Source organism: Allobosea thiooxidans (assembly GCF_900168195.1).
GTDB classification, from domain to species: Bacteria; Pseudomonadota; Alphaproteobacteria; order Rhizobiales; family Beijerinckiaceae; genus Allobosea; species Allobosea thiooxidans.
Genome location: NZ_FUYX01000017.1, coordinates 25732 through 38209, shown reverse-complemented (window position 1 = coordinate 38209; position 12478 = coordinate 25732). Strand labels below are relative to the sequence as shown.

Sequence of the window (12478 nt, the reverse complement as noted above, 5' to 3'; positions counted from 1 at the left end):
TCGGCGTCTCGCGGGCCGGCGCAGCCGGAGCCTCGACAGGATCGTCCCGACACGCCCGAGGTCACTTGCTCGCTGATCGGCGGCCACATGCTCGCCCCCGGCGATGCGATCATGCGCGCCATGCTCGCAAGTCTGAAGCCAAGCCTTCGGCCGCCGCTATAAGGGACTGCCATAATCAGAGGGAAATGCCGACATGGCCAAGGAATTCACCGGCAAGCGCGTGATCGTGATGGGCGGCAGCCGCGGCATCGGCCGCTCCATCGCGCTTGGTTTCGCGGCGGGCGGCGCATCCGTTTCGATCTGCGCCCGTGGCGCGGGGCCGCTGGAGGCGACACGTCGGGAGATCGCGGCGCTCGGCGTCACGGCCCATGCGGCCAGTGTCGACCTCGCCGATGCCGGCCAGATCGAAGCCTATGTGCCGGAGGCGGTGGAGGCGCTCGGCGGACTCGACGTTCTCGTCAACAATGCATCTGGCTTCGGCCAGAGCGATGACGAAGACGGCTGGGCCGCCTCGCTCAACGTCGACATGATGGCCGTGGTCCGCGGCAGCCATGCGGCGATCCCGCATCTGCAGCCCGGCTCGTCGATCGTGAACATCTCGTCGATCTCGGCCCTGCGCGCCTCGTCGCGTTCGGCACCCTACGGCGCCATCAAGGCGGCCGTGATGCATTACACCGCGAGCCAGGCGAAGATGCTGGCGCGGAAGGGCATCCGGGTGAACTGCGTCGCGCCCGGTTCGATCGAATTCCCGGGCGGTTCCTGGGAGAACCGGAAGACGTCCAACCCCGAGCTCTACAATGCGACGCTGGCCAACATTCCGTTCGGGCGGATGGGCAAGCCGGAAGAGGTCGCCGAGGTCGTGCTCTTCCTCGCTTCGGCCAAGGCCAGCTGGGTCACCGGCCAGAGCATCGTGGTCGACGGCGGCCAGCTCGTCGGCCCCTGATCCCGGCCCATCGGCGCCGTCCCGGAGCGGAACGCATCGGGGCTGCGGCGAGTTGGTCCTTCATGAAGAAGCGCACCATCCGCAATCAGGAGGACCTGCTCGCCGCCATCCGGCGCTCCGAAAGCCTGGCATGCTCATCTCCGGGCAGTGCGCAGGCACGCGAGCTCGGCATGATCAGAGACGCGATCAAGCTCTACGAGGATTCCATCCAGGTCATGCGGCTGGCAGCGAAGAAGGCCGCGGCCGAACCGGATGAAGGCGTCGCCGGCATTTCCGGCTCCGAATGAGCCGCGGCGCGCCCAGGTATCGCCCGAACGGATAGGGCGCGGTTCTTCGTGCCACCGCGGCTCCGGGCGCTGGCGGCTTCAACGCCGTCTTCTGGCAAGCACCTCGCTCTCGATCCAGCCCTGTTCGCCGATCAGCGGCACGAACAGCACGCCACCGAGATCCTTGCGCTCGAAGGCATCGTCGCCGCGACGAACCAGTTTCAGCAATCTCTGTTCGCGCTCGCCGGGGCCGACCGGCACGATGAGGCGGCCGCCGATGGCGAGTTGCCGCTTCAGTGCGGGCGGAGCGTCGGGACCGCCCGCGGTGACGAGGATCGCGTCGAAGGGCGCCTCCTCCGGCCAGCCGAGCGTCCCGTCACCGGTTCGTACGGCGATGTTGTCGTAGCCGAATTCGCGAAGACGGGCCTCGGCGCCCTGCGCCAGGGCCGGATATCGCTCGATGGTGAAGACCTTGGCTGCGATCCGGCTGATCACGGCCGCTGCATAGCCTGATCCGGTGCCGACCTCGAGAACGCGGTCTCTCGCCTTGATCTCTGCCGCCTCGGCCATCAGCGCCACGATGAAGGGCTGCGAGATCGTCTGGCCTTCGGCGATCGGCAGCGGTGCGTCCTCATAGGCGAGATCGGCGAGACCACTTGCGACGAAGGCTTCGCGGGGAACCTGCCGCATCGCGGCAAGGACGCGCGCATCGCGAATGCCGCGACCGACGAGCTGAAATTCGACCATGCGCCTGCGATCGGCGGAACGCTTCGTCATCGCAGCCTCTCATCGCCGCTGCGGCGCTTCCGGAAGGCCACCGACGCTCAGGGATCGCAAGAACGCCGCGCCGTTCATCCGATCCCTGAGCGATCAGATGGAACGCCTCCCCGCATCTCCGGTTCCGGCCTCCAGGAAGGCCCGCCTCGGGGCTTCGCATCTGGCCAAAATCGTGCGCGCCCGGCCACGGCCTGTCGGAACGCGCTACGCGGAACAAGATCGCTTCCCTCTTGTTCAATTCTTCGAACGCGCGAACCCGTGTCGCGACGCTACAGCTTTCAGATCGGAGGCTGCCATGGATCCCTCTGAACCGATCACCACTGGCCAGGACCTGGCGCTTCGCCTGAATGCGGCGTTTCCAGAAAGGGACTGGGTCGCGCTCCTCGCGGAGCGTTCGCACAAGAGCCGGGACTTCGTCGAATGGCATCTGCAGGAAGAGATGTCGCCGCCGGAAGCCTTGCTGCGAGCCGCTGCCGAATTGCTCGACGGCAGATTCCCAGCCGACGAAGCGGGAGCTCCGTCATGACGATTTCGAACCATGCGGAATACCGGGCGGCCGTGGAGCGGGCCTCCGCGCTGGGCGACGCGCCGCGCGGCTCTCCGCAGGCGGAGGAGTTGCAGCGGCTGACGGCGGAGATTCGCCGCTGGGACGAGGATCACAAGGGCGAGAATGCCCACGGCCCCGAGCCGGCCGACGGCCTGCTGCGCCCGGACGACCTGCCGTTCTCCGGCCTGCCGGGCAATCTCGGCAAGCTCCGGAAGGAGTGAGAAGCGTCTCATACGGACCACCGCCATGTCAGAGATCATCGGAACCAGGATTTGCGACACCCATGCCCTGCCGGACATCGACGCGCTCGCCGAACGGCTGATCGCAACAGCGCTGCGGCTGCAGATCCGGATCGTCACGGTGGAGTCCTGTACGGCCGGCCTGATGGCCCATGCCCTGTCGCAGCCGTTCGGCGCCGCTTCCGCCCTAGCTGGCGGCTTCATCACCTACACCAAGGACGCCAAGGAAAAGCTGGTGGATGTGCCGCGGAATCTGCTGGAGGAATACACCGCCGTCCATGCCGAGGTCGCCCGGGCGATGGCCGTCGGGGCGCTGAAGCGCAGCCAGGCCGATTGTGCGCTCGCGGTCACCGGCGTCACCGGCTCCGAGCCCGACGAGGACGGCAACCCCATTGGGCGAGCCTTCATCGGAACGGCGCGCGGCAGCAGGACTGCGGCGCTGCATTGCGAATTCGGCGAGCTTGCTCCCGACGCCCTCACCCATGCGACGATGCAGGCGGCGCTGTGCTTCATGCTGGCGCAGCTAGGCGACGAAGGCGCGCGGCGCTCTCTCCAGGCAGCCCAGGCGGACGAGCGGCAGACGCGGCGCCCCGGAGAAGGTTCCGGCTCGCTCGCCGCCGGCCGAACCATGGCGTCCCCGCGCTGGTGATGTCGTCGCCGGCTTCGGACCGGCCCGCATCGCGGCCGTTCATTGGCATGCCTCCCCTGTCGAAGCCACTCCGCAGAACGCCGTCGCCGCTCCGGACATGCCCTGACACCACCGGAGGCTTGGATGGGCCGTGGACCGGCGCGGACCGGCCCGGATGCTCCGGGCTGGTTTACGGGAGACCTGACGATGGCCTAGCCTCGCATCCGGCCTGCTGCACATCTGCTGGGATTCACGTTTCGGCCTGGCGCTTCGGTTGAACCTCTTACGGCCGGGCACGTTGCTGTGGCGCAGGGCGGCTTGCGACGTCGGCAAGCGGAGCCAAGGGGAGGGTCTGAGATGAAGAAGCTGATCGCGGCCGGTCTGGTTTTGTCCGGCCTGCTGGCGGCCGCCCCGGTGGCGGCCCAGACGGCCGTCAAGGTCGGTTCGAAGATCGACACCGAGGGCGCGCTCCTCGGCTCGATGATCGTCCTCGTGCTGAAGGCCAACGACATTCCGGTGGAGGACAAGGTTTCGCTGGGGCCGACCAAGATCGTCCGTACGGCGATCCTGGCGGGGGAAATCGACCTCTATCCCGAATACACCGGCAACGCCGCCTTCTTCTTCAACCAGGAGAAGGACCCGGCCTGGAAATCGGCGGATGCGGCCTATGAGAAGGCCAGGAAGCTGGACGAAGCGAACAAGCTCGTCTGGCTGCAGCGGGCGCCGGCCAACAACACCTGGGCCATCGCGGTCCGGCGCGATCTCGCGACGGGGCAGAAGCTCGCCTCGCTCGAGGATTTCGGCAAATGGGTTTCGGGCGGCGGCAAGGTCAAGCTCGCCGGCTCGGCCGAATTCGTCGAAAGCCCGGCCGCGCTGCCCGCCTTTCAGACGGCCTATGGCTTCAAGCTGAGCGGCGACCAGCTGCTCGTTCTGTCGGGCGGCGACACCGCCGCGACCGAACAGGCCGCGGCCTCCGGCACCTCCGGCGTCAATGCCGCGATGGCCTATGGCACGGATGGGCAGCTCGCCGCGCTCGGGCTGGTCGTGCTCGCCGACAGCAAGGGCGTGCAGCCGGTCTATCAGCCCTCTCCGGTCATACGACAGGAGGCGCTGGACCGGCATCCCCGCATCGCCGCGCTGCTAGCCCCGGTCTTCGAGTCGCTCACGCTGGAGACCCTGCAGCGCCTGAACGCCAGGATCGCGGTCGACGGCGTCAGCGCCAAGGCCGTCGCCGAAGCCTATCTCAAGGAAAAGGGCCTGCTGAAATAACCGCCGCACGGATCGACAGCAGGCGCGGCGCGATGTTGCGCGTGCGGAACTGGGTGCTGCCGGTCCTGACCGGCATCGCGATGCTGGCCGTCTGGAGCCTCGGCTTCCTGTCGCATGCGCCGAACCGGATCGTCCCCGGCCAGCCGCTGCCGCTATGGGCCGTCGCGAGCCCGGCGCAGGCCGTCGCGCTCGCGATCCTCGCCGTCGGCCTGCTCGCGACGGCCTTTCTGCAGTCGGGCCGGAAAACCGGCCTCGTCACCGGATCGGCCCTGTTCGCGACGCTGCTCCTGATCCTTGCGGCGGCTGCGACGGGTTCGGTCGCATTGGCGAATCCGGATGTCCCGGCCGCCCGGACCTCGCTGGGGCCGGCCTTCTGGCTGATCCTGGCCGCCCTCGCCCTCGCCTTCGTCGACCTGGCGCAGCAGGCCGGGCTTTCGACGCGGGCGCGGCTGCTGCTCGCCGTCGTCGTCTTCGCCCCTGTCGTCGGCATGGCTATGCTCGGATGGTTCGATGCGCTCTCGCTGGCGCGCGAATACCGGGCGCGCTCGGACGTGTTCGCCGCAGCCCTGCAGCGGCATGTCTTCCTGGTCGCGGCGACGGCGCTGATCGCTGCCTCGCTCGGAGTACCGCTCGGCATCTGGGCGACGCGGCATCCCCGCTTCCGGGCACGGCTCTTCGCGGTCCTCAACATCGTCCAGACCGTGCCCTCGATCGCGCTCTTCGGCCTGATGATCGGCCCGCTCTCCTCGCTGGCGGAGGCTTTTCCCTGGCTCAGGACCCTCGGCATCGCCGGCATCGGCACGGCGCCGGCCCTGATCGCGCTCGTCTGCTACGCGCTGCTGCCGCTGGTCCGCAACACGGTCACGGGCCTCGACGCCGTCCCGGCCGCGACCATCGACGCCGCTCTGGGCAGCGGCATGCGCCCCGGCCAGATCCTGCTGCAGGTGTCGCTTCCGCTCGCCTTCCCCGTCATCCTCGCCGGTCTCAGGGTCGTCATCATCCAGACCATCGGGCTTGCCGTCGTCGCGGCGCTGATCGGGGCCGGCGGGTTCGGCGCCTTCGTCTTCCAGGGGCTGGGGCAGAACGCGCTCGATCTCGTCCTGCTCGGCGTCATCCCGACGATCCTGCTCGCGCTGGCCTGCGATACGGCCTTCTCCGTCCTGGCCGCAAATGGGGAGCCGCAACGATGATCACCCTGGCCGGCGTCAGCAAGCTCTATGGCGGCAGGCGCGTCGTCGACAGGCTCGACCTCGCCCTGACCGACGGCTCCTTCAACGTCATCGTCGGGCCCTCGGGCTGCGGCAAGTCGACGACGCTGCGGATGATGAACGCGCTGATCCCGGCCGATGAGGGCCGCATCACGGTCAATGGCCGCGATGTGCGCGACGGCGATCCCGCGATCCTGCGGCGCGGCATCGGCTATGTCATCCAGGCCGGCGGGCTCTTCCCGCATTGGAGCGTCTTCGACAACATCGCGACCGTGCCCCGGCTGCTCGGCTGGCCGAAAGCCAGGGTGGCGGAGCGGGTCGCAGCCCTGCTCGCCATGGTCGGCCTGCAGGCCGACGGGCTCGCGCGCCGGCGCCCGAGCGAATTGTCCGGCGGGCAGCAGCAGCGCGTCGGCGTGGCGCGGGCGCTGGCCGCCGATCCGCCGATCCTGCTGATGGACGAGCCGTTCGGGGCGCTCGACCCGGTGACACGCCACGGCCTCCAGGACGAGCTGAAAGCGATCCACAAGGCGACGGGCAAGACAATCGTGCTCGTCACGCACGACATCGAGGAAGCGCTGAAGCTCGGTGAGCGCATCATCATGCTCGAGGAAGGCCGGATCGCGCAGGACGGCACGCCGGCGGCGATCGTCCACCGGCCCGCCAATGCCCGCGTCCGCGACTTCATCGGCGGCGAGGAAGCGATCTTGAAGCTCCTCGCCGGCGCGACCGTCGCGCAAGTGATGCGGCCCGTCGCTTCGGAAGCCGCTGGCGCCAGCATAGCCCCCGGCGCGACGCTCTCGGCCGCCCTCGCCCATATGGTCGCGAGCGGTCACCGCACGCTCGATGTCAGCGAGGCCGACGGCCGCCGGATCGGCCGGATCGGCTTCGAGGACCTCGACCCGGGACGCCCGGCATGACGCTGCGCGCGCTTCGCCCGGTCCTGCTCATGGCGGCCTTGCTCGCCGGGCTGCTCGTGCTGCTGCCACGGAGCGCGCTGCTCTTCCACGCGCTGTTTCCGAGCCTCGACCGGCCGCTCTATACGCGGGCGAGCTTCCTCGATCTCACCCTTGCCCATATCCGGCTCGTGCTCGGCGCGACCGGTGCCGCCGCCCTGGTCGGCGTGAGCGCCGGCATCTTCGTGACGCGCGAGGCCGGCCGACGGCTCCTGCCGCTGCTCTCGGCCACGGCTGCGATCGGACAGACCTTTCCGCCCGTTGCCGTGCTCGCCCTGACGGTGCCCGTCCTCGGCTATGGCTCGGGCGCGACGCTGGTCGCCCTATTCGTCTATGCGTTGCTGCCGATCATCGCCAACACCGTCACCGGCCTGGAAGGCGTGGAACGGAGCACCCTCGAGGCGGCTGACGGCATGGGCTTCACGCCGCTGCGCCGTCTGCTCCAGATCGAATTGCCGCTGGCGGCGCCGGTGATCCTCGCCGGCATCCGCACCTCCGCCATCATCAATGTCGGCACCGCCACGGTGGGTTCGACGGTGGGGGCCCTCTCGCTCGGCTCGCCGATCATCGAAGGGCTCTCAGGCTCGAACACGGCCTATGTGGTTCAGGGAGCAATCCTGGTTGCGACGCTCGCTTTGCTGATCGACCGCCTCTTTGCGCTGGGCTCGGACGGCACACCCGCCTGAGCCGCGACGGCCGCTCAGGCGCGGCCCTCGTCGATGGCGAGCACGGCGAAGGTCGCAAGCCAGTGCTCGCCCATATAGTCGCCGGCGATATGGGGCAGACCGGCTTCGAGATGCCGCCGCGCCGCGGCTTCGATGACGGTGCGCCGCGCATCCCCCACAGGCAGCGCCATGGCGAGCGCGCCCCAGCACCAGGCCCGGCTGAGATTGAGCCCGTCGAGATGCGCGATCTTGCCATCGGTCCGGTCGGTCACCGTCGCTGGCTTGAACAGGATGGCCGGTTCGCCCTGCCCGATCCGCGGCAGGAAGCGCTCGAACCAGGGCAGGAACCGCTCCAGCGGCAGCAGGCGGCGCATGCATTCCGCCTCGATCAGCGCCGATGACTGGAAATCGTCGCCGCTCGGCTCGCCCCAGGCCGGGCAATCGACATCGGCGCCGTACCAGCGCAATGCCGTTTCGCGCAGCAATGTGAGAAAGGCGCCATCCTCCGTCGCGTCAGCATAATCCGCAGCCATCCGCAGCCCGAAGGCGGTGTTGAAATGGGTGCCGACGCGGACGGGATAGGTCGCGATCGGCAGGAAATCGCGGAAGCGCTGGGCGAAGATCGCGGCGAGCGGCGCCAGCGCCCTGCCCCAGCGCCCGTCGTCGAGGTGCCCCAGCTCGGCGGCGAGCTTCAGGAGCCAGCCCCAGCCATAGGGCCGCTTGAAGCCGCGCGCCGTCGGCGGCGCCAGATAAGCGCATTCGACCGCGACCTTCTCCGGGACGAGCTGCGCGTCGAACAGCGCCGTGATGCCGGCCGCCGCCTCCATCCTCGGATAGCGCCGCAACAGCCGGGCCAGCATCCAATAGCTGTGCACGCAGGAGTGCCAGTCATAGCTGCCGTAGAACACCGGATGCAGCGCACTGGGCGTGCGCGCATCCTCAGGCCCGGCGAGCGCGTGGTCCGGCTTGTTCGGTATTCCCGGCGGACATGGCCGAGCGCGATCCCGGCGAAGCGCTGCGCGGCCTCTTCGGTCAGAACGGGCGCATCCATCGTTTCGTCTCCATCGGCACGGCGCCTCGGCATGCGGCCGGGCCCTCCCGACGGAGATTGCGTCGGCATGCGGCGGAGCGCCAGAGGTGCCGGTGTCCCGGGGCCCCGGGTCCCCTTCAGGACGCAGCTTCCGGCCATTCCTCAGAATGAAGCGCCCATCAATGGACGGTCCGCGAAAGCCCTCGATCTGCAGATGCCGGCCGCATATCTGAAATCTGAAATTTCAGATTGTCGCTGACGTCCGATTGTGCTGTTTGAAGACTCACCCGCGCGATGCGAACCCCGCTTCTGCGGCTCCGTTTCGCCGCCCTGGAAGAGCGGATGCTGCAACCTGTCGTCGAACCCGTTGCCCCAGACCTGCTGCGCTCCCTGCGCGAGCATGTCCATGAGCGCCTGCGCCGCGCCATCGTCGCCGGGCGCTTCCGCAACGGCGAGCGACTGAACGAGCGCCAGCTCGCCGAGATGCTCGGCGTCAGCACGACGCCGGTGAAGGATGCGATCCGCAAGCTGGAGAGCGAAGGGCTGGTCCGGACCGAGGCGCGCCGCGGCGTCTTCGTCGAGTTCTCGGCCCGGCAGGCGCTGGAGATGGCGCTCGGCCGCGCCGCGCTCGAAAGCGTCATGGCCCATATCGCCGCCAACCGCCTGACCGAGGCCGACGAGCACGCGCTCGCCCGGCTGATCGCCGAGATGGAACAGGCGACCGAGCATGGCGATCTCGAAGACCTCGTCGCGCTGAACGAGGCCTATCACCGCGCGATCCACCGCATCTCCGGCTGCACCTATCTGGAGCGCCGCCTCGACGGCCAGCGCATGTACGACCATGCCCAGCGCATCGCCCTGCATTCGCAAGCCGACGAACGCCGGAGAGGCTTCGAGGAACATCGTGACATCCACGAGGCGCTCCGGGCGCGCGATCCCGCGCTCGCCGAACTGAGGATGCGCCGCCACATCGTACGCTCGGGCAAGGCCCATGTGCGGCTGGTCTTCGGTGCGGACGCGGAGGGACTGGACTATGACGAATGACAAGGTGCGCAGCGCGCTGCGCGGCATTTCCGGCGTCCATGTCACCGCCTGGAGGGCGGATGGCGAGGCCGACTGGGCGCTGACCGGCCGGATCGTCCGGCGCATCGCCGAGGCGGGCATCCACAACATCGTTTCGGCCGGCAATACCGGCGAATTCTACCCGATGACGACGGCCGAGGTCGAGCGCTCCCACGCCGTCGCTGCGGAAGCCGCGGCCGGCAAGGCGCTGGTCACGGCCGGCATCGGCCGTTCGCTGCGCGAGGCGGTCGCGACAGGAAAGCTCGCCGCCAAGGCCGGCTGTGATGCCGCGATGGTGCATCACCCGCTCGACCCCTTCGCCGCGCCGCAGTCCCAGGCCGACTACATCCTCGCCATCGCCGAGGCGCTGCCGATCCCGCTCGTCGCCTATATCCGCTCGGATGCGATCGGCGTGAAGGACCTGATCCGCGTCGCGACCCACCCGAACGTCGCCGGCGTGAAATTCGCTTCGAACAACATGATGCTGCTCGCCGATTGCGTGCGCGAGACGCAAGGCTCCTCGGCCAACTGGATCTGCGGCCTCGCCGAGGGCTGGGCCGCGCCCTTCTATGCGCTCGGCGCCCGCGGCTTCACCTCCGGACTGATCAATGTCGCGCCCGAGCGCTCGCTCGCGGTCTGGCGCGCGCTGGAGGCTGGCGACTACGCCACGGCCCGCCGCGAGGTCGACGCCATCGCCGGCTTCGAGAAGCTGCGCACCAAATACGGCAACGGCGCCAACGTCACCGTGGTGAAGGAGGCGCTCGGCCTCCTCGGCACCGATGTCGGCCCGGTCCGCCTGCCCGGCCTGCCGGAGCTGAACGAAGCCGAGCGGGCGGAGCTGCGCGGCATCGTGTCGAGCTGGGCTAGCCAGCGCGCGGCAGCGGAATAACCTTTGTCATTCCGGGGCATCGCGCAGCGATGAACCCGGAACCCACGACCGGGTGAGCCCTTCACAGCAGGCGGACACCGTCTGACCCAGTCGTGGGTTCCGGGTTCGACCCTGCGGGTCGCCCCGGAATGACAAGCCATCGAGCCAACAAAGAGCATCACCGAGGAAACGCCCATGTCCGCCCGCCCCCGCAAGACGCCCGAGACCCTGCGCAGCTGGCGCTGGTTCGGGGCGAACGACCTGCGCTCCTTCGGGCATCGCTCGCGGGCGCTGCAGATGGGCTTCGGCCATGAGGAGTTCATGGGCAAGCCGGTCATCGGCATCATCAATACCTGGTCCGAGATCAACCCCTGCCACACCCACCTGCGCGACCGCGCGGAAGCCGTGAAGCGCGCGGTCTGGGCGGCCGGCGGCTTCCCGATCGAAATCCCCGTGATGTCGGTTTCCGAGCAATATCAGAAGCCTACGACGATGCTCTACCGCAACTTCCTGGCGATGGAGACCGAGGAATCGATCCGCTCCCACCCGCTCGACGGCGCGGTGCTGCTCGGCGGCTGCGACAAGTCCACGCCGGCGCTGATCATGGGCGCCTGCAGCGCCGGCCTGCCCTTCATCTTCGTGCCGGCCGGGCCGATGCTGCGCGGCAACTGGGCCGGCAAGGTGCTCGGCTCCGGCGCCGATGTCTGGAAATACTGGGCCGAGAAGGAGGCCGGCAACATCACCGAGGGCCAGTGGAAGGACATGGAGAGCGGCATCGCCCGTTCCTACGGCACCTGCATGGTGATGGGCACGGCCGCGACGATGATGAGCCACGCCGAAGTGCTCGGCCTCACCCTGCCCGGCGCTTCCGCGATCCCCGCCGCCGACGCCGCCCATCCGCGCATGGCAGCCGCCGCCGGCAAGCGCATCGTCGAGATGGTCTGGGAAGACCTGACGCCCGACCAGATCCTGACCCGGAAGAGCTTCGAGAACGCGCTGACCGTGCATATGGCCGTCGCCGGCTCGACCAATGCGATGATCCATCTCGTCGCCATGGCCGGCCGTGCCGGCGTGCCGCTGACGCCGGATGATTTCGACGCCTTCTCGCGCAACGTGCCCGTCGTGGCGAACCTGCGCCCCTCCGGCGATTTCCTGATGGAGGATTTCTTCTATGCCGGCGGTCTGCCCGCCCTGCTGAAGCAGCTCCAGAGCAAGCTCCACACCGATGCGATGACGGTGACCGGCAAGCCGATCGCCGAGACCATCGCACTTGCCCAGGTCTATGACGACAACGTCATCCGCCCGCTCGACAAGCCCGTCTCCACGGCCAATGGGTTGGCCGTGCTCAAGGGCAATCTCGCCCCCGATGGCTGCGTCATCAAGCCCTCGGCCGCCGAGCCGCGCCTGCTCAGGCATTCCGGCCCGGCGCTGGTCTTCGAGCACTATGATGCGATGATGAAAGCCGTGAACGACGAGAATCTCGACGTCACCGCCGACCACATCATGGTGCTCAAGAATTGCGGCCCGGTCGGCGGCCCCGGCATGCCGGAATGGGGCATGCTGCCGATTCCGAAGAAGCTCTTGAAACAGGGCGTGCGCGACATGCTGCGCATCTCGGACGCCCGCATGTCCGGCACCAGCTACGGCGCCTGCATCCTCCATGTCGCGCCGGAAGCCTATATCAAGGGCCCGCTCGCGGCGGTGCAGACCGGCGACATCATCAGTGTCGATGTCGAGATGCGTAGCATCTCGGTCAATCTCACCGAGGCCGAGATCGCCGCCCGCCTCGCGGTCTGGACGCCGCCGGACCGCAACTATCCGCGCGGCTGGGGCAAGATGTCGGCGGCCCATATCCGCCAGGCCGACAAGGGCTGCGACTTCGATTATCTCGAGGGGACGGCGAAGGTGCCGGAACCCGAGATCCACTGATGCGAGGCGGGGCCTCCTCTCGACCCCACCCTCGCTGACCATCGCGCGATCCTCGCCAATGGCGCCGCCCCGTGACGCGGCGCTGAAGAGCGCC

The 12478-nt window shown here is 68.7% G+C and carries 13 protein-coding genes and 1 pseudogene; 12 read left to right on the top strand and 2 right to left on the bottom strand.

Features of this window, described 5'->3' with window-relative positions:
• The first annotated feature begins 193 nt into the window (after positions 1 to 193).
• Entirely contained in the window at positions 194 to 943 is a 750-nt protein-coding gene (locus tag B5Y19_RS22565; RefSeq protein ID WP_055726817.1) for an SDR family NAD(P)-dependent oxidoreductase, read from the top strand.
• A 62-nt stretch (positions 944 to 1005) separates the two neighbouring features.
• Positions 1006 to 1230, top strand: a complete 225-nt coding sequence (locus tag B5Y19_RS22560) for a hypothetical protein (RefSeq protein WP_079592146.1) — start codon at positions 1006 to 1008, stop codon at positions 1228 to 1230.
• Between the two features lie 78 nt (positions 1231 to 1308).
• On the opposite strand, the gene B5Y19_RS22555 is transcribed toward B5Y19_RS22560, so the two are convergent.
• Positions 1309 to 1986 (bottom strand): protein-L-isoaspartate(D-aspartate) O-methyltransferase, encoded by a 678-nt coding sequence (locus tag B5Y19_RS22555; RefSeq protein WP_079592145.1) that lies wholly within the window; start codon positions 1984 to 1986, stop codon positions 1309 to 1311.
• Between the two features lie 295 nt (positions 1987 to 2281).
• Here B5Y19_RS22555 and B5Y19_RS22550 point away from each other — a divergent pair, with 295 nt between their 5' ends.
• From B5Y19_RS22550 to B5Y19_RS22520, 7 genes are all read left to right on the top strand, one after another.
• Positions 2282 to 2512: a hypothetical protein gene (locus tag B5Y19_RS22550; protein ID WP_055726819.1), complete on the top strand. Its 231-nt coding sequence runs from the start codon at positions 2282 to 2284 to the stop codon at positions 2510 to 2512.
• Positions 2509 to 2754 carry a hypothetical protein gene (locus B5Y19_RS22545; protein WP_055726820.1) on the top strand — a complete coding sequence of 82 codons (246 nt, stop codon included), beginning with the start codon at positions 2509 to 2511 and terminating at the stop codon, positions 2752 to 2754. Before B5Y19_RS22550 ends, B5Y19_RS22545 begins: the two co-directional genes overlap by 4 nt.
• A 25-nt stretch (positions 2755 to 2779) precedes the next feature.
• Complete coding sequence (locus tag B5Y19_RS22540; RefSeq protein WP_055726821.1) at positions 2780 to 3421, top strand: CinA family protein; 642 nt, start codon at positions 2780 to 2782, stop codon at positions 3419 to 3421.
• A gap of 336 nt (positions 3422 to 3757) precedes the next feature.
• Positions 3758 to 4669: a glycine betaine ABC transporter substrate-binding protein OsmF gene (gene osmF, locus B5Y19_RS22535; protein ID WP_055726822.1), complete on the top strand. Its 912-nt coding sequence runs from the start codon at positions 3758 to 3760 to the stop codon at positions 4667 to 4669.
• A 32-nt stretch (positions 4670 to 4701) separates the two neighbouring features.
• The gene (locus B5Y19_RS22530; RefSeq protein ID WP_055726823.1) at positions 4702 to 5859 is read left to right on the top strand and encodes an ABC transporter permease; all 1158 of its coding nucleotides are present in this window, start codon (positions 4702 to 4704) and stop codon (positions 5857 to 5859) included.
• Positions 5856 to 6794, top strand: a complete 939-nt coding sequence (locus B5Y19_RS22525) for an ABC transporter ATP-binding protein (protein ID WP_055726824.1) — start codon at positions 5856 to 5858, stop codon at positions 6792 to 6794. Before B5Y19_RS22530 ends, B5Y19_RS22525 begins: the two co-directional genes overlap by 4 nt.
• Positions 6791 to 7516 (top strand): ABC transporter permease, encoded by a 726-nt coding sequence (locus tag B5Y19_RS22520; protein WP_244555690.1) that lies wholly within the window; start codon positions 6791 to 6793, stop codon positions 7514 to 7516. The genes B5Y19_RS22525 and B5Y19_RS22520 overlap by 4 nt, the downstream gene beginning before the upstream one ends.
• A gap of 14 nt (positions 7517 to 7530) precedes the next feature.
• Here the strand turns inward: B5Y19_RS22520 and B5Y19_RS22515 are convergent.
• Positions 7531 to 8546, bottom strand: a pseudogene (locus B5Y19_RS22515) (DUF2891 domain-containing protein).
• A 321-nt stretch (positions 8547 to 8867) separates the two neighbouring features.
• Here B5Y19_RS22515 and B5Y19_RS22510 point away from each other — a divergent pair.
• The 3 genes from B5Y19_RS22510 (at position 8868) to araD (ending at position 12384) form a co-directional block, all read left to right on the top strand.
• Complete coding sequence (locus B5Y19_RS22510; RefSeq protein WP_055726851.1) at positions 8868 to 9569, top strand: GntR family transcriptional regulator; 702 nt, start codon at positions 8868 to 8870, stop codon at positions 9567 to 9569.
• Positions 9559 to 10476, top strand: a complete 918-nt coding sequence (locus B5Y19_RS22505) for a dihydrodipicolinate synthase family protein (RefSeq protein WP_055726826.1) — start codon at positions 9559 to 9561, stop codon at positions 10474 to 10476. Before B5Y19_RS22510 ends, B5Y19_RS22505 begins: the two co-directional genes overlap by 11 nt.
• A gap of 174 nt (positions 10477 to 10650) precedes the next feature.
• A complete protein-coding gene (gene araD / locus B5Y19_RS22500) occupies positions 10651 to 12384 on the top strand; it encodes an L-arabinonate dehydratase (protein WP_055726827.1) in 1734 nt (577 codons plus the stop codon).
• Positions 12385 to 12478 lie beyond the last annotated feature (94 nt).